Source organism: Shigella sp. FC1567 (assembly GCF_001743015.1).
GTDB lineage: Bacteria > Pseudomonadota > Gammaproteobacteria > Enterobacterales > Enterobacteriaceae > Escherichia > Escherichia coli.
The window spans coordinates 1-16,441 of record NZ_MIIV01000513.1 but is presented as its reverse complement, the minus strand read 5'-3'; the positions used below and the strand labels follow the sequence as shown (position 1 = coordinate 16,441).

The following is a 16,441-nucleotide window of genomic DNA, read 5'->3' as shown; positions in this document are numbered from 1 at the left end:
TTTAACCGTGTTATCTCGTTGGAGATATTCATGGCGTATTTTGGATGATAACGAGGCGCAAAAAATGAAAAAGACAGCTATCGCGATTGCAGTGGCACTGGCTGGTTTCGCTACCGTAGCGCAGGCCGCTCCGAAAGATAACACCTGGTACACTGGTGCTAAACTGGGCTGGTCCCAGTACCATGACACTGGTTTCATCAACAACAATGGCCCGACCCATGAAAACCAACTGGGCGCTGGTGCTTTTGGTGGTTACCAGGTTAACCCGTATGTTGGCTTTGAAATGGGTTACGACTGGTTAGGTCGTATGCCGTACAAAGGCAGCGTTGAAAACGGTGCATACAAAGCTCAGGGCGTTCAACTGACCGCTAAACTGGGTTACCCAATCACTGACGACCTGGACATCTACACTCGTCTGGGTGGTATGGTATGGCGTGCAGACACTAAATCCAACGTTTATGGTAAAAACCACGACACCGGCGTTTCTCCGGTCTTCGCTGGCGGTGTTGAGTACGCGATCACTCCTGAAATCGCTACCCGTCTGGAATACCAGTGGACCAACAACATCGGTGACGCACACACCATCGGCACTCGTCCGGACAACGGCATGCTGAGCTTGGGTGTTTCCTACCGTTTCGGTCAGGGCGAAGCAGCTCCAGTAGTTGCTCCGGCTCCAGCTCCGGCACCGGAAGTACAGACCAAGCACTTCACTCTGAAGTCTGACGTTCTGTTCAACTTCAACAAAGCAACCCTGAAACCGGAAGGTCAGGCTGCTCTGGATCAGCTGTACAGCCAGCTGAGCAACCTGGATCCGAAAGACGGTTCCGTAGTTGTTCTGGGTTACACCGACCGCATCGGTTCTGACGCTTACAACCAGGGTCTGTCCGAGCGCCGTGCTCAGTCTGTTGTTGATTACCTGATCTCCAAAGGTATCCCGGCAGACAAGATCTCCGCACGTGGTATGGGCGAATCCAACCCGGTTACTGGCAACACCTGTGACAACGTGAAACAGCGTGCTGCACTGATCGACTGCCTGGCTCCGGATCGTCGCGTAGAGATCGAAGTTAAAGGTATCAAAGACGTTGTAACTCAGCCGCAGGCTTAAGTTATCGTCTGGTAGAAAAACCCCGCTGCTGCGGGGTTTTTTTTGCCTTTAGTAAATTGAACTGACTTTCGTCAGTTATTCCTTACCCAGCAATGCCTGCAGATCCAGCTTCAGAGAAGACATTTTATTCGCGTATTTCTCTTTGTTTTCCGCATCTTCAATCAGCTGAACAATCGTTTCAGAAAGCGTTTTACCGCGACGCTGCGCAAGACCAGCCAGACGTTGCCAGACAATAAATTCCAGATCGATCGACTTTTTGCGCGTATGCTGGTGTTCCGCATTAAAATGGCGCTTCCGTCTGGCCCGAATGGTTTGCTTCATGCGATTGACCAGTTCCGGATTCATATGCTTGTCAATCCAGCCATTTACCAGCACGGGTTCATTTTCCAGCGAGAGCAACACATCGACGGCTTCCTGGGCGGCACTGGCTTCTATGTAACGGGTAATTAACTCCCCTTCGCGATGCTTCTTCACCAGATACTTCCATTTCCAACCGCTTTCAAGATTTTCAAGTTGTTGATATTTCATAGCGATCTCAATGTTACCGTGTAACTCTTTACAGAATATCAGCTTTTTAGGCCAGTGAAGAAAAGAATCTCCATCCTGTGAGCTTTAACGCCCATGCCAGGAGTATTGTCGGTGCTTTCTACGTGTGCTGTAGTGCCGGTTACGGTATAATCGCGGCTTTGACAACAGACTAAAAAACATCAACTTTGACCATTACGAAACTTGCATGGCGTGACCTGGTTCCTGATACCGATAGCTATCAGGAAATATTTGCTCAGCCACATTTGATTGACGAAAACGATCCTTTATTCAGTGATACTCAACCGCGGCTGCAATTTGCGCTGGAGCAGTTGCTGCATACGCGAGCATCCTCCTCTTTTATGCTGGCTAAGGCCCCGGAAGAGTCTGAGTATCTGAATCTTATTGCCGATGCCGCGCGTACGCTACAAAGCGATGCAGGCCAACTGGTGGGCGATCACTATGAGGTTTCCGGCCACTCCATCCGCTTACGTCACGCAGTGAGTGCAGATGATAATTTTGCGACTTTAACGCAAGTTGTCGCTGCCGACTGGGTAGAAGCGGAGCAACTCTTTGGCTGCCTGCGCCAGTTTAATGGCGACATTACCCTGCAGCCTGGTCTGGTGCATCAGGCAAATGGCGGTATTCTCATCATCTCTTTGCGTACACTGCTGGCGCAACCTCTGCTGTGGATGCGGCTGAAAAATATCGTTAACCGCGAGCGTTTTGACTGGGTTGCGTTTGATGAGTCGCGCCCTCTCCCCGTCTCTGTGCCTTCGATGCCATTGAAGCTGAAAGTCATTCTGGTAGGCGAACGCGAATCATTGGCTGATTTCCAGGAGATGGAGCCAGAGCTTTCAGAGCAGGCTATTTATAGCGAATTTGAAGATACTCTGCAGATTGTCGATGCGGAGTCAGTAAGCCAGTGGTGTCGCTGGGTGACATTTACCGCCAGACATAATCACTTACCTGCCCCGGGAGCGGATGCCTGGCCGGTACTTATCCGCGAAGCAGCACGCTACACCGGTGAACAAGAAACACTTCCGCTTAGCCCGCAGTGGATCCTCCGCCAGTGTAAAGAGGTCGCCTCCCTGTGTGATGGCGACACCTTCTCCGGCGAGCAGCTAAACTTAATGCTGCAGCAGCGTGAATGGCGCGAAGGTTTCCTCGCTGAACGTATGCAGGATGAGATCCTTCAGGAGCAAATCCTGATTGAAACCGAAGGCGAACGCATCGGGCAAATTAACGCCCTTTCGGTCATTGAATTTCCGGGTCATCCACGCGCTTTTGGCGAACCTTCTCGCATTAGCTGCGTTGTGCATATTGGCGATGGTGAATTCACGACATCGAACGCAAAGCGGAACTTGGCGGCAATATCCATGCGAAAGGGATGATGATCATGCAAGCGTCCTGATGTCGGAACTACAGCTTGAGCAACAGATCCCCTTCTCAGCATCGCTGACATTTGAGCAGTCATACAGTGAAGTTGATGGAGATAGTGCCTCGATGGCTGAACTCTGCGCCCTGATAAGCGCCCTCGCCGATGTGCCGGTGAATCAGAGTATCGCTATCACAGGTTCAGTCGATCAGTTCGGTCGCGCCCAGCCGGTCGGTGGTTTAAATGAGAAAATCGAAGGCTTCTTTGCTATTTGCCAGCAACGTGAGTTAACCGGGAAACAAGGTGTCATTATCCCCACAGCTAACGTTCGCCATTTAAGTCTTCACAGTGAACTGGTGAAAGCGGTAGAAGAAGGCAAATTCACCATCTGGGCAGTAGACGATGTGACTGACGCACTGCCGTTATTATTAAATCTGGTGTGGGATGGCGAAGGCCAAACGACGCTGATGCAAACCATCCAGGAACGTATCGCGCAAGCATCGCAACAGGAAGGACGTCACCGTTTTCCATGGCCATTACGTTGGCTGAACTGGTTTATTCCGAACTGATCGGACTTGTTCAGCGTACACGTGTTAGCTATCCTGCGTGCTTCAATAAAATAAGGCTTACAGAGAACATGGTAGATAAACGCGAATCCTATACAAAAGAAGACCTTCTTGCCTCTGGTCGCGGTGAACTGTTTGGCGCTAAAGGCCCGCAATTGCCAGCACCGAACATGCTGATGATGGACCGTGTGGTCAAAATGACCGAAACGGGTGGTAACTTCGACAAAGGGTATGTTGAAGCAGAACTGGATATCAATCCGGATCTGTGGTTCTTCGGATGCCACTTCATTGGCGATCCGGTTATGCCGGGATGCCTGGGCCTGGACGCAATGTGGCAGCTAGTAGGGTTCTACCTCGGCTGGCTGGGCGGCGAAGGTAAAGGCCGCGCGCTGGGCGTTGGCGAAGTGAAATTCACTGGTCAGGTACTGCCGACAGCGAAAAAAGTGACCTACCGTATTCACTTTAAACGCATTGTTAATCGTCGTCTGATTATGGGTCTGGCAGATGGCGAAGTGCTGGTTGATGGTCGTCTGATCTATACCGCCAGCGACCTGAAAGTCGGTCTGTTCCAGGATACGTCTGCCTTCTGATTATCATCAGACAGAGTATCAAAAGGCGAAACCTCCGCAATGCGGAGGTTTCTTTTTAAAGAGACAGAATCAGGCCATTACTACCCTGTCCGCCATGGCTTCTCGCCAGCCTCCCAGCCATTGTGACCTTTGATTCAGCGTCTGATAGGGACACATTTCTTTTGAGCGTCCGGCGATGCCGGCCTGATAACCACGTTGATGTGCCCGTTCCAGGCGATCTCGTTTTTGTCTCTTCATGCCTCGTTTCCCTCATACTGGTTTCTGGTGGAAAAGAAAACAGTGATTACTAAATGTGCAATCACAGTTAAGCAATACCGCGAATCATAACTGCCGTCAATGCGCAAAATTCACGCCACTGTCATATTTGTGAGCTACACGGGCATGTCGGTTGTACAAAAAATGTGAAGAGGAACAAATTTTTCCGCACGTTAGAAACAAAAAAACCGCCTCAGGCAACATACCGGAGACGGTTATACTTACAAATCTTTATAATTAAGGTAGACGCTTTATCTCTTGTGCAATAGAAGCGGCTTCCTGACTCCAGACACCGGCCAGCACTTTAACCATCTCATCGTAACCATCCTGAGTTTGCACTCCTTCCAGACGGAACGGACGTTTGATCAGTTGTCCCTGGTGGTTCAACAGCCACTCACCACTGACAATGACCTTGCCATCATAGCGACCGTTAAACTCCGTTACGGTAACATTGAGCGTGTCCTGGACGCTTCCCAGAGGCTGGGAGGCAACCACCCAGCCGGGCAGTTGCGTACTCAGGTTGGCAACCAGGGTGTTGCGCAACTGTTGATCCAACGGGCTGGCCCACAAGTTGTTGTTGGCAATCACATACTTCACATCACTGGTTTGATAAACCACACCATTCCCCGCCAGATAGTCAGGAACAGTGACCTGCTCTACCCATAACAGACGATTGCCCTGGCTGGCGGTACTTTGTGTACCGCTCTGCACCACAGGTAACTGGTAATAGTTTTTATTAATTTCGCCGGAGCTGCATCCGGCCAGCCACAGTGCTGCAATCGTCACTAGCCACTTTTTCATTGTTTCGCCCTCTTCGGCTCTGGATCTTTTTTGTCCTTCGCTTCAAATACCAGCGCGTTACTCTTCTCATTGAGCGTTTTCAGCACCGGTTGCAGTTCTCGCAACACCTGATCAAGGCGCTGCATATCCGCCACCATCTTGTTGTAGGCTGCGGAGCCAGGCTGGAAGCCCTGCATGCTGCGATTCAATTCACGCAACGTTGACTGCATATCCGTCGGCAACTGCTGCATCGACTGGCTAGCGAGGATCTTGTTCATGCTATCCAGCGTCGTTTGCAGGTTTTTCATTGTGCGCTGACTTTCAGAAAGCGTACTGGTTGCCTGTTCAATCATCGGATTCAATGGCAGTTTGTTGATCTTATCCAACGCTTCCATCAGTCGTTGCTGGATTTGCGCCAGGCCGCCGCTAACAGTCGGGATAATCTGATAACCATTAAATTCACGAATACCGGTTATTGCAGGCGTATTTGGATAGAAATCGAGATCAACATACAGTGCACCAGTGACCAGGTTTCCGGTTTTCAGCGATCCGCGTAAACCACGTTTCAACAATTCGCCAAGGTGCTCAACAACATCCGTATTTTCGCCAAGCTGCATTTTCAGCCGCTCTGGCTCGATACGAATCAGTACCGGAATACGGTAATCATCGTTAAATGTCTGACGCATATTCGGCGCAAAGAATGGCACTTTGCTTACGGTACCCAGGCGAATACCCCGGAATTCTACCGGAGCTCCCGGTTGCAGACCGCGTACCGAATCTTTAAAGAACATCAGATAATCAATGTGATCGGTGTACAACGAATCCTGAATGCTCTTCTGATCATCATACAAAACGAAAGCTGTTTTCGGTGCCACTGGCTGCCCTAAATCCAGACCTTCCGGCACATCAAAGCTAACACCGCCACTAAGCAGCGTTGTCAATGAGCCCATCTCCACACGCATCCCCGCTGACGTCAGATCAACCGCAATGCCACTATCTTTCCAGAAGCGAACATTGCTGGTCACCAGTCGGTCATAAGGTGCATTGATGAACAGTTGATAACTGATATTGCGTTTTTGCGTATCGAAGGTGCTGGTTTCAACCGAACCTACCCGATAGCCACGGAACAGCACCGGATCTCCTGGCGAGAGCTGCCCGGCTTTTTTGCTATCGAGAATCACACGGATACCTTTCGCATCAGGCGGGGCCAACGGTGGCGAGTCCAGCAAATCGTATTTATCCATTTTGCTGCCTTTCGCGCCTGGCTGCAGTTCGATATAAACTCCAGACAGCAGCGTTCCCAGGCCGCTAATCCCTTCGCGACCAATCTGCGGTTTCACCACCCAAAAGACGGTGTCTTTATGCAGCAATTTTTCCATACCGGAATTCAGCCGCGCTTTGATTTCAACGTGCGTCAAATCATCAGCCAGTGTGGCGCTTTCAACCACGCCGACGTCAACGCTACGGCTTTTAATGGTGGTTTTGCCACCTTCAATTCCTTCCGCATTCGCGGTGATCAGGGTCACTTCCGGTCCCTGATGGCTGTAATGATAAAATAGAACCCAGGCCCCAATGAGCGCCGTGACGATAGGAAATATCCACACGGGAGACCAGTTCTTCACTTTCTGGATTTTGGCTTCCCCATTATTAGATTCCATACTGTCAGGACTCCTCATGCTCTGATTCAGGTTGACGATCCCACGACAAACGCGGGTCAAACGTCATAGCAGAAAACATTGTCATTATGACGACTAAAGCAAACATTAATGCACCCATTGCCGGATAAATACTCATTAAACCTCCCATACGCACCAGCGCCGAGAGCACCGCGATAACGAAAACGTCAATCATCGACCAGCGGCCTACAAACTCAACAACTTCATAAATCAAATGCATTCTTTCACTGTCGCGCTTGCCATGCCCTTTGGCATCCCAACACAGCCACGCGATGGCGATCATCTTTAACGTTGGCACCATAATACTGGCCAGAAAGATCACCGCAGCGACGGGATAAGAGCCTTCGCTCCATAACAGAATGACCCCAGCGAGAATCGTCGACGGCATCTTCGAGCCTAATAAATCCGTCACCATGATGGGCAAAATATTAGCCGGAAGATACAGCATGATGGACGTTACAAGCAGCGCGAGTGTCCACTGCAGGCTGTTTCTACGCCGAACGTACCCTTTGGTACTACAACGCGGGCACACGGGTTCATCAGCAGGAAGGATTGCCGTACAACAGGAGCACGAACGCAGCCCCTGACGTATCCCCGTGACGCCTGGTTTTAGCGGCTGGCGCAGTTCTGGCATCGGGGCGATGTCGTCCCATAACCAGCGACGATCAACGCACTGAAAAGCGCGCAGTTGCAGGACACAAAATAAACACCAGGGGAGAAAGCTGCTGCCTACCCCAATGCTGCCGTAAGCCATCAGTTTAACGAAACTGACCAGCACACCCGCGAGGAAAATCTCCGCCATTCCCCAGGTTTTGAGTTGAAAAAGCACCCGTGCCAGTTGCTCTTTTAAACGGACCGGTAATTCCGCGCGATTCACCAGTAACAGAATGGTTATCAGACAAAACGCGGGAACCAGTTGCACAAACAACAGGAAAAAGGTGCCGAGGCTGGCGTAGTCCTCAGAAAAAAGCACGCCGGGAATTTCCAGTAATGTAATTTCACTGGTAACTCCTGCAACGTTCATATTCACAAAAGGAAACAAGTTGGACAGCAACAGCATGAACAGTGCAGCCAACGCATAGGCGGTCGGACGCTGCCGAGGGGCATCCCACGCCACGGTTAACGTTGTGCCACACCGGGGACATGCCGCTTTCTGACCATGCTCAAGGCGCGGTAACGCCACCAGCATGTCACACTGCGAGCACAGGATGTGCTTCGCGGCATGATGATGTTCGCACATTGGTACTCCTTAATGATGCGCTATTTTACAGATGACTAACAAAGTGTTGGTTTTCATGCCTGATAAACCCAGTTCATCAGGCAATTTTACCGTTGTCAGCTGTCTCTGTTTAAATCGACTATTTTGCGATCAGCCACCATTTTTTAACGCTTCAAGATACTCCCAGCGTTCAAAGGCTTGCTCCAGCTCCTGCTCTGCAGCAGCCATATCGGCGAGCACTTTTTGTGTCTGCTCATGTGGCTGACTGAAGAAGGAAGCATCCGCCACCTGCGTCTGTAGGGCTTCCAGCTTCGCCTCCAGATCTTCGAGCAATTGCGGTAGCTGCTCCAGTTCGCGCTGCAATTTATAGCTTAGTTTGCTACTGCTGCGTTTTACAGTTTCTGCTTTTGCCGCGGCGGCTTCTTCGGTTTTTTTCACCGCAGGCTGTTTGAGCGCCACATACTGCTCTTGCTGACCACGGGCATCATGATAACCGCCGACATAACGACCAATTTTACCGCCGCCTTCGAAGATCCAACATTCTGTAACGGTGTTATCGACAAACTGACGATCGTGGCTAACCAGCAATACCGTGCCCTGATAGCTGTCGATCAGTTCTTCCAGCAGTTCCAGCGTTTCGACATCAAGATCGTTGGTCGGTTCGTCAAGAATCAATAAGTTGCTTGGTTTGAGGAACAAACGCGCCAGCAGCAAGCGGTTCCGCTCACCGCCAGAAAGCGCACGTACCGGCGTCATCGCCCGTTTCGGATGGAACAGAAAGTCCTGCAAATAGCTCAATACGTGGCGTGGCTTGCCGTTAACCATCACCTCTTGCTTACCTTCGGCAATGTTATCCATCACCGTTTTATCGGGATCCAGTTCCGCGCGGTGCTGATCGAAATAAGCCACTTCCAGTTTGGTGCCAACGTGAATACGCCCGCTGTCCGCTTGAAGCTGACCGAGCATCAGTTTCAGCAGCGTGGTTTTGCCGCACCCATTCGGACCAATCAGGACAATTTTGTCGCCACGTAGAACCTGGGCCGAAAAATCTTTCACCAGTTGCTTACCGTCAACCTGGTAGCAAACGTCTTCCATTTCGAAAACGATCTTACCGGAGCGGCTGGCCTCTTCCACCTGCATCTTTGCGGTACCCATCACTTCGCGACGTTCACCACGCTCGCGACGCATTGCTTTCAGGGCGCGTACGCGGCCTTCATTACGGGTACGGCGTGCTTTGATCCCCTGGCGGATCCACACCTCTTCCTGCGCCAGTTTGCGATCGAACTCGGCATTTTGTAGTTCTTCCACGCGCAGGGCTTCTTCTTTTTCAAGCAGGTACTGGTCGTAATTCCCTGGATAGGTCACCAGCTTGCCGCGATCGAGATCAACAATGCGCGTCGCCATATTGCGGATAAACGAACGGTCGTGGGAGATGAAAATAATCGTCCCATTGAAGGTTTTAAGGAACCCTTCCAGCCAGTCGATGGTTTCAATATCCAGGTGGTTTGTCGGTTCATCAAGCAACAGCACGCGCGGATTACTCACCAGCGCGCGTCCTAATGCCGCTTTACGCAACCAGCCGCCGGAAAGCGACGACAGCGCAACATTAGGATCTAACCCCAGTTGCGCCAGCACTTCGTTGATGCGGTTTTCCAGCTGCCACAGGTTGTGGTGATCCAACTGTTCCTGAACCTTCGCCAGTTCGTTGAGATTTTTCTCGCTCGGGTCGTTCATCACCAGGCGCGAAATATCGTGATAGCGTTTCAGATATTCCGCTTGTTCTTCAATGCCTTCGGCAACGAAATCATAAACGCTACCCTCAACGTTACGCGGCGGATCCTGTTGCAGACGAGCTACAATCAAATCTTGCTCGTAAATAATGCGACCGTCATCCAGCCCTTGTTCACGGTTGAGGATTTTCATTAACGTCGATTTGCCCGCGCCGTTGCGGCCCACCAGACAAACACGTTCGTTATCTTCGATATGCAGTTCTGCGTTATCGAGAAGCGGCGCGTCGCTGAACGACAGCCATGCGCCATGCATACTGATTAATGACATTACTATTCCTTTCAGGCTGCGGTAATCAGCCAGCAGTTGTGGATCTGGCGGTTACGGGCGAAATCCTGGGAGAGCGTTTTTTGCGTAATTTCTTGTGCTTTCAGTCCCAGTTTTGCCAGGCCGTCGAGATCCATACGGAAGCCACGTTTGTTGTTCGAGAACATGATCGTCCCACCTGCACGCAGCAGACGTTTCAAATCTTTCATCAGCGCCAGATGATCGCGCTGAACATCAAACGCATCTTCCATTCGTTTTGAGTTAGAGAAGGTTGGCGGATCGATAAAGATCAGATCAAACTGTTCATTTGCCTCACGCAGCCACGCCAGGCAATCGGCCTGAATCAGGCGATGCGCACGCCCGGTTAGGCCATTCAGACGCAGGTTGCGTTCTGCCCACTCCAGATAAGTACGCGACATATCCACGGTGGTGGTGCTGAGCGCGCCGCCTAATCCCGCATGCACGGTGGCGCTACCGGTATAAGAGAACAGGTTGAGGAAATCTTTGCCTTTGCTCATCTGACCGAGCATACGGCGGGCGATACGGTGATCGAGGAACAGACCAGTATCGAGATAATCCGTCAGGTTCACCCACAAGTGAGCGTTATATTCGGTAACTTCAAGAAACTCGCCCTTCTCGCCCAGTTTCTGGTACTGGTTTTTGCCCTTCTGGCGTTCACGGGTTTTCAGCACCAGTTTGTTTGGCGCAATCCCCAGTACCGAAATGGTTGCAGCGATAATATCGAACAGACGCTGACGCGCTTTGTGAGCATCAATAGTTTTTGGCGGTGCATACTCCTGCACCACCACCCAGTCGGAATAACGGTCAACGGCAACGTTATATTCCGGCAGATCGGCGTCATACAGGCGGTAACATTCAATTCCTTCCTGGCGAGCCCACTTCTCGAATTTTTTGAGGTTCTTACGCAGGCGGTTGGCGTAGTCTTCCGCTACCATCGCCGGTTTGCTGTCTGGAGTGCTTTCGGCAACGTGGTAATTTTTCTGTACGCAGTCCAGCGGGCCGTTTTTCGCCTTGTACTGTTTGTCTGCACGCAGCTGCAAGCAGCTTAGCAGATCCGGCGAGGCACTAAACAAAGAGAGATTCCAGCCACCAAACTGGTTTTTCATGATCCGACCCAGCAGGCTATGCAGCGCAATCAGCGCCGGTTCGCTGTCCAGACGTTCCCCGTATGGCGGGTTGCTCAACACTGTGCCGTACGGCCCTTTCGGCAGCGGATTGGTCAGTTGCGCGACATCTTTCACCTCAAAGGTGATCAGTTCACCAATCCCCGCAAGACGGGCGTTAGTGCGTGCACGTTGAATCACCCGTGCGTCGCTGTCCGAACCGTAAAAATGAGAGCTATACTCAGCCAGGCCTTTACGGGCGCGAGTTTGCGCTTCCGCTTTCACTTCCTGCCAGATAGCTTCATCATGCTGCGCCCAGCCGCTAAAGCCCCAACGCCCACGGTGCAAGCCGGGTGCGCGATCGGTCGCCAGCATCGCCGCTTCAATCAGCAACGTACCGGAACCACACATCGGATCGAGCAGCGGTGTTCCAGGCTGCCAGCCGGATCGCATCACAATAGCGGCTGCCAGGGTTTCTTTGATCGGCGCAATACCAGCACGATCGCGATAGCCACGCAGATGTAAACCATCACCACTCAGATCAAGAGCGATACTGGCGGTTTCTTTATGCAGCCAGACGTTAACGCGGATATCCGGCGCATCGCGATCAACATTTGGACGCGGCAGATTTTTCCGCGTGAAAGCATCGACGATCGCGTCTTTCACTTTCATCGCGCCGTACTGACTGTTGCGGATGGTGTCATTCAAACCACTGAAGTGGACAGCGAAGGTCGCGCCAGGATTAAACATCTCTGTCCAGTTGATCGCCTGAACACCGAGATAGAGGTCTAAATCGCTGTAAACCTTACACTCGCCCAGCGGCAACATAATACGCGAGGCCAGGCGGCTCCACATCAGGCTCTGGTAAACAAGCCGTGTGTCGCCCTTGAAATGGACCCCACCCTGAACCACCTGGCATTCAACGGCCCCCAGGTTTTCCAGTTCAGTTTTTAACAGCTCTTCCAGCCCACGGGCCGTACTGGCAAACAGAGAATTCATATCGTCACTTTTACTCTAAGAGCCTACCGCAGTAGGCGTAATTGTTGCAGTCAGTCTGGACATGGACAGCGCGGAGAAACCGGAGCGTACACAAGTACGTGAGGATTTCGAGCACAACCCAGGGCCAAACTGACAAATAAAATAGCCTAATGGGACAGGCGCTAAGAAAATTGTTGCGCATTATAGCTAATAAGCGCGTCATGTCATAAAGTTGAGGGCTTATTTTCATTTGAGGACCGCACCGTGGCGACATTAACCCGGCTTTTTATTCATCCTGTTAAATCGATGCGCGGCATTGGTCTTACACATGCTCTGGCTGATGTCAGTGGTCTGGCCTTCGATCGCATCTTTATGATCACGGAACCTGACGGTACGTTTATTACCGCTCGCCAGTTTCCCCAGATGGTACGGTTTACTCCTTCACCTGTGCATGATGGCTTGCATCTCACCGCACCAGATGGCAGTAGCGCATATGTTCGTTTTGCTGATTTCGCCACACAAGACGCACCAACCGAAGTTTGGGGCACACATTTTACCGCGCGAATTGCGCCAGACGCGATCAACAAATGGCTAAGTGGATTTTTCTCCCGCGAAGTGCAATTACGCTGGGTGGGGCCACAAATGACCCGGCGCGTGAAACGCCACAACACTGTACCTCTGTCATTTGCTGATGGCTATCCTTACCTTCTTGCTAACGAAGCCTCGTTACGTGATCTCCAACAACGTTGTCCGGCCAGTGTAAAAATGGAGCAATTCCGCCCCAATCTGGTGGTTTCCGGCGCGTCAGCCTGGGAAGAAGATCGCTGGAAAGTGATTCGCATTGGTGATGTGGTGTTTGATGTGGTTAAACCTTGTAGCCGCTGTATTTTCACCACCGTCAGCCCAGAAAAAGGGCAAAAACATCCGGCAGGCGAACCATTAAAAACATTGCAATCTTTCCGCACTGCCCAGGATAACGGCGATGTCGATTTTGGTCAGAATTTAATTGCCCGTAATAGCGGCGTGATTCGCGTTGGCGATGAGGTGGAAATTCTGGCAACGGCTCCGGCAAAAATTTACGGCGCAGCTGCCGCTGATGATACCGCCAACATCACGCAACAACCGGACGCAAATGTAGATATTGACTGGCAGGGACAGGCATTTCGTGGAAATAACCAACAGGTGTTGCTGGAGCAATTAGAAAATCAGGGAATTCGTATCCCTTATTCTTGCCGCGCGGGCATTTGTGGAAGTTGCCGTGTTCAGATTTTAGAAGGCGAAGTCTCGCCGCTGAAAAAATCAGCAATGGGCGATGATGGCACCATTCTTTGCTGTAGCTGTGTACCGAAGACTGCACTTAAGTTGGCGCGTTAGACTGCCTGTTCGAGGCTGAAGCTGTCAACATTAACCTGCGGTTTCAGCCTGTCGTTCATGATTTTAATGGCGTCGCCCAACTGCATCGCGCGACCCGCAATAACAACGCAGGGTTGTGCCAGCAGGCATAGTGCGGCATTTTCGCCAGATTCAACGACCAGCAAATTGACCTGCTCGTGAGTATCGCTCAACCAAACGCAGGCCGCATCGCCCGGCATGGGCACCCACATTTCACCATGGGAAACAAAATGCCAGCTTTTCGGCATTTGCGGTTTGAGATAGCGAATTGCTACCAGTACATTCAGCACCAGTTCGGCTTTTTGTTCTTTAGATAAATTAAAATCGCGGCACTTTTCTTCAAAAGAGAAATAGAGCGCGGCGTCGTCAACGCAAAAGCCTGCGGGAGAAAAGGCATCTGGAGTCAACATCTTGCGCGCAAAACGTGAGCGAAATAGCATACCATTGGCTAAATCGAGCATCATTCGATCGTGCTCTTCATCGTAATACCAACGCCAGTTATCGTCTGGTTTAATTCGCATCTGCCTCTCCCCTACCCTATAAAACCGCAGCAACACAATCCATTGTCGCTTCGCTTAATAACCTCAACAATAAAAGTACAAAATGTCTAAATAAGCAACAGCGATGAATATAAAACAACCAGGGCTGAAAATAAAGCCCTGATTATCTTATAAAGAGGAATTCGAAGAAATAATTAGATATGGGTAACGATTTCTTTAATCAGCGGCGGACCTTTAAAAATAAAACCAGAATAAATTTGCACCAGTGAGGCACCCGCAGCAATCTTTTCACGCGCAGCGATAACCGAGTCGATGCCGCCAACACCGATGATCGGTAAGCGACCGTTTAATTCCAGTGACAAGCGGCGAATAATTTCGGTGCTTTTTAACTGAAGCGGACGACCACTTAAGCCACCGGTTTGATCGCAATTTTTCATTCCCTGAACAAGAGAACGATCGAGTGTGGTATTGGTTGCAATAACGCCATCAATATTATGGCGAACTAAACTATCGGCAACCTGGATCAATTCTTCTTCAGAAAGATCCGGCGCGATCTTCACTGCGATCGGCACATATTTATGGTGCATCGCTTGCAAATCATTTTGCTTATTTTTAATCGCGGTTAAGAGATCATCCAGCGCTTCACCATATTGCAGCGTGCGTAATCCTGGGGTATTCGGCGATGAAATATTGATGGCGATATATCCCGCATAGGCATAGATTTTTTCCATACAAATCAGATAGTCATCTTTGCCCTGCTCCACTGGCGTATCTTTATTTTTGCCGATGTTAATACCCAGGACGCCGTCATAATGGGCCTTTTTTACGTTCTCTACGAGGTTATCAACGCCAAGATTATTAAAGCCCATACGGTTGATCAAACCTTCGGCATCTACCAGACGAAAGAGACGCGGCTTGTCATTACCTGGCTGTGGACGTGGCGTGACGGTACCGATCTCGATCGATCCAAATCCCATCGCGCCTAACGCGTCAATGCACTCCCCGTCTTTATCAAGACCGGCTGCCAGACCAAGCGGATTTTTAAACGTCAGGCCCATGCAGTTAACAGGTTTCGCAGGCACTTTCTGCCGCACCAGTGCTTCAAACGGCGTTCCTGTAATACGGCGTAATTGCTGAAAAGTAAACTCATGAGCGCGCTCTGGATCGAGCTGGAAAAGGGCTTTACGAACGAAGGGGTAGTACATGAACTCTCCTGGATTCCCGGTGTGCAAACCGGGGACGTATTATGTGCGAGTTCGGACCAAAAGGGAATTGACCTGCGGCAAAAAAAACGCAAACGTTTTCCGAACCTGTTTCAGGGCAGATTTTGCTCCTTCTTTGCACTCAACCCGTCGTAATCATTTATCGCCCGCCAGGCGACATGACACGGTGCGATTGCCTGACACCAGCTTGTCTGACGCTGGCTTTTAGGCGGCACAACTCCCGCATTACTTAACGCTTTACCATTTACGCTCACCTGAATCAGGTTAATGTAGTAAGGCGTTGGGTTAGTGAGTTGTACACCCTGCGAATTCCGTGTCCAGCGTAATTGTTGATAAGCTTCCAGCGGGTCGCCCGGCAAACCTTCGGGTCGCCAGAACAGTTTAAATACCGAGCGCATCGCCACTTTTACGCTCTGATTTTCAACTTTGCCGGATGGCACGCTGGCAATGCTTAACTCAAATAGCGTTTCGCGATCCACAGGCAAGATGTCGCTTTCCGTTCTCAGCAAGCGCAACGTGCCTGTAGTACCGGGCTTCAGGAGAATAAGTGGCGGAGCGGCCAGTAATGGTGCTGGCACTGTCGACGCTTTCCCCCCGGCCCAACGCGTTGGGCGGTTGATTTTACTGTTAATCAGCCAGGATTCCTGACTGGTATTAGTCAGTAAAATAGATATCGATTCTCTGTCTGCCGGAAAGATAAATCGCGTTCCGCCGACCACCACTCCTGCCCGCAATTCACCCGCCACCAGCAGCGATAAAACGGCGAAAATCAAGAGCGCCAATCTGTTCCACGTATTAGTCATAATGAAGTACAAATGTCGCGCTGGCATTCACTTTACCCGACTGCACATCGCTATTGAGGTAATGACTCCAACTTACTGATAGTGTTTTATGTTCAGATAATGCCCGATGACCTTGTCATGCAGCTCCACCGATTTTGAGAACGACAGTGACTTCCGTCCCAGCCTTGCCAGATGTTGTCTCAGATTCAGATTATGTCGCTCAATGCGCTGAGTGTAACGCTTGCTGATAACGTGCAGCTTTCCCTTCAGGCGTGATTCATACAGCGGCCAGC

At 50.8% G+C, this 16,441-nt stretch carries 14 protein-coding genes and 1 pseudogene; 4 read left to right on the top strand and 11 right to left on the bottom strand.

From position 1 onward, the window contains the following. The first annotated feature begins 64 nt into the window (after positions 1–64). The gene (ompA, locus tag BHE85_RS22725) at positions 65–1,105 is read left to right on the top strand and encodes a porin OmpA (RefSeq protein WP_000750416.1); all 1,041 of its coding nucleotides are present in this window, start codon (positions 65–67) and stop codon (positions 1,103–1,105) included. 75 nt (positions 1,106–1,180) lie between these two features. Here ompA and matP read toward each other — a convergent pair whose 3' ends face one another. Next, positions 1,181–1,633, bottom strand: a complete 453-nt coding sequence (gene matP / locus BHE85_RS22720) for a macrodomain Ter protein MatP (protein WP_000877160.1) — start codon at positions 1,631–1,633, stop codon at positions 1,181–1,183. Between the two features lie 185 nt (positions 1,634–1,818). On the opposite strand from matP, the pseudogene BHE85_RS22715 reads away from it, so the two are divergent. Beyond that, a pseudogene (locus BHE85_RS22715) lies at positions 1,819–3,577 on the top strand (AAA family ATPase). 68 nt (positions 3,578–3,645) lie between these two features. Continuing rightward, positions 3,646–4,164 (top strand): bifunctional 3-hydroxydecanoyl-ACP dehydratase/trans-2-decenoyl-ACP isomerase, encoded by a 519-nt coding sequence (gene fabA / locus BHE85_RS22710; RefSeq protein WP_000227927.1) that lies wholly within the window; start codon positions 3,646–3,648, stop codon positions 4,162–4,164. A 69-nt stretch (positions 4,165–4,233) separates the two neighbouring features. On the opposite strand, the gene rmf is transcribed toward fabA, so the two are convergent. The 6 genes from rmf to rlmKL all read right to left on the bottom strand — a co-directional run bounded on the left by rmf (position 4,234) and on the right by rlmKL (position 12,272). Continuing rightward, complete coding sequence (gene rmf, locus BHE85_RS22705; RefSeq protein ID WP_000828648.1) at positions 4,234–4,401, bottom strand: ribosome modulation factor; 168 nt, start codon at positions 4,399–4,401, stop codon at positions 4,234–4,236. 255 nt (positions 4,402–4,656) lie between these two features. Beyond that, positions 4,657–5,220 carry a membrane integrity-associated transporter subunit PqiC gene (pqiC, locus tag BHE85_RS22700; RefSeq protein ID WP_000759124.1) on the bottom strand — a complete coding sequence of 188 codons (564 nt, stop codon included), beginning with the start codon at positions 5,218–5,220 and terminating at the stop codon, positions 4,657–4,659. Further along, the gene (pqiB, locus tag BHE85_RS22695; protein ID WP_000445545.1) at positions 5,217–6,857 is read right to left on the bottom strand and encodes an intermembrane transport protein PqiB; all 1,641 of its coding nucleotides are present in this window, start codon (positions 6,855–6,857) and stop codon (positions 5,217–5,219) included. Before pqiB ends, pqiC begins: the two co-directional genes overlap by 4 nt. A 4-nt stretch (positions 6,858–6,861) precedes the next feature. Then, positions 6,862–8,115 (bottom strand): membrane integrity-associated transporter subunit PqiA, encoded by a 1,254-nt coding sequence (gene pqiA / locus BHE85_RS22690; protein ID WP_000333176.1) that lies wholly within the window; start codon positions 8,113–8,115, stop codon positions 6,862–6,864. Between the two features lie 129 nt (positions 8,116–8,244). Continuing rightward, entirely contained in the window at positions 8,245–10,152 is a 1,908-nt protein-coding gene (locus BHE85_RS22685; protein ID WP_000053096.1) for an ABC transporter ATP-binding protein, read from the bottom strand. Positions 10,153–10,163: 11 nt separating this feature from the next. Further along, positions 10,164–12,272: a bifunctional 23S rRNA (guanine(2069)-N(7))-methyltransferase RlmK/23S rRNA (guanine(2445)-N(2))-methyltransferase RlmL gene (gene rlmKL, locus BHE85_RS22680; RefSeq protein ID WP_001086534.1), complete on the bottom strand. Its 2,109-nt coding sequence runs from the start codon at positions 12,270–12,272 to the stop codon at positions 10,164–10,166. Between the two features lie 243 nt (positions 12,273–12,515). On the opposite strand from rlmKL, the gene ycbX reads away from it, so the two are divergent. After that, a complete protein-coding gene (gene ycbX, locus BHE85_RS22675) occupies positions 12,516–13,625 on the top strand; it encodes a 6-N-hydroxylaminopurine resistance protein YcbX (protein ID WP_000224267.1) in 1,110 nt (369 codons plus the stop codon). Here ycbX and zapC read toward each other — a convergent pair. The 4 genes from zapC to BHE85_RS22650 all read right to left on the bottom strand — a co-directional run. Then, positions 13,622–14,164 (bottom strand): cell division protein ZapC, encoded by a 543-nt coding sequence (gene zapC / locus BHE85_RS22670; RefSeq protein ID WP_004985081.1) that lies wholly within the window; start codon positions 14,162–14,164, stop codon positions 13,622–13,624. The two genes, ycbX and zapC, sit on opposite strands and share 4 nt — an antisense overlap. A gap of 173 nt (positions 14,165–14,337) precedes the next feature. Further along, positions 14,338–15,348: a quinone-dependent dihydroorotate dehydrogenase gene (gene pyrD, locus BHE85_RS22665; protein WP_001295352.1), complete on the bottom strand. Its 1,011-nt coding sequence runs from the start codon at positions 15,346–15,348 to the stop codon at positions 14,338–14,340. Positions 15,349–15,458: 110 nt separating this feature from the next. Beyond that, complete coding sequence (locus BHE85_RS22660; RefSeq protein ID WP_001111475.1) at positions 15,459–16,196, bottom strand: fimbrial chaperone; 738 nt, start codon at positions 16,194–16,196, stop codon at positions 15,459–15,461. A gap of 45 nt (positions 16,197–16,241) precedes the next feature. Then, positions 16,242–16,441: IS1 family transposase (locus tag BHE85_RS22650; protein ID WP_000327172.1), on the bottom strand; the 200-nt coding region annotated here is incomplete at its 5' end.